This window comes from Microbulbifer okhotskensis (assembly GCF_023895975.1).
Taxonomy (GTDB): domain Bacteria; phylum Pseudomonadota; class Gammaproteobacteria; order Pseudomonadales; family Cellvibrionaceae; genus Microbulbifer; species Microbulbifer okhotskensis.
Genome location: NZ_JALBWM010000352.1, coordinates 1 through 633 on the forward strand (window position 1 = coordinate 1; position 633 = coordinate 633).

Annotated in this window: 1 protein-coding gene; it reads left to right on the forward strand. The window is 56.1% G+C overall.

What is annotated here, in order from left to right:
- Nucleotides 1–91: 91 nt before the first annotated feature.
- Nucleotides 92–633, forward strand: a 542-nt coding sequence (locus MO867_RS22465) for a phage terminase large subunit family protein (protein ID WP_252473317.1), incomplete at its 3' end; no start/stop codon positions are given.

Consider the following 633-nt stretch of genomic DNA (forward strand, 5'->3'; position numbering starts at 1 on the left):
ATCGACCGCGAACCCCTACAACCTAGTATTGACGCTGCCCTCAGAGCTATTGGTAGTTACGAGATCGAATCTCTCGCGTCTGGTGAAGGAGGTGCGGGAAACCTGGATACCGCAGCCTAAAATTCCGCTGTACGACTGGCTGCCGGACAATATCAAACTGCCGTCGGAAGATAGCGATAACGCCGGCTATTACCGTAACGATTATGTGCCCTATTTCTGGGGCGTGATGCACGCGCTGGATAGTCCGGTGTCGTGGATGGTAGTGATGCAAAAAGCCGCGCAAATCGGCTGGACGGTTTTGCTGGCCACTGATATCTGTAAGGTCGCCGCCACCGAGCCAGCCCGCATCCTGATGCTGTTTCCCAAGGATGAGAAAGGCCGGCTGTTTATGGATGAAAAGCTGGTGCCGATTATCGAAGGGTCGCCGACGGTGAGCCGGGTGATCGATGTCACCACCAGCCGCAAAGCCGGCAGCCGCTCAACACGCAAGAAATTCCCCGGTGGTGAAGTGCGCACCATTGGCTCTAACTCCATCTCTAATGTGAAATCCACCTCAGCCCGTCGGGGCTATGTGGAGGAGCCGGACGATACCAACAAAGATGTCGGCGATCAGGGCGACTCCATTCGCCACCT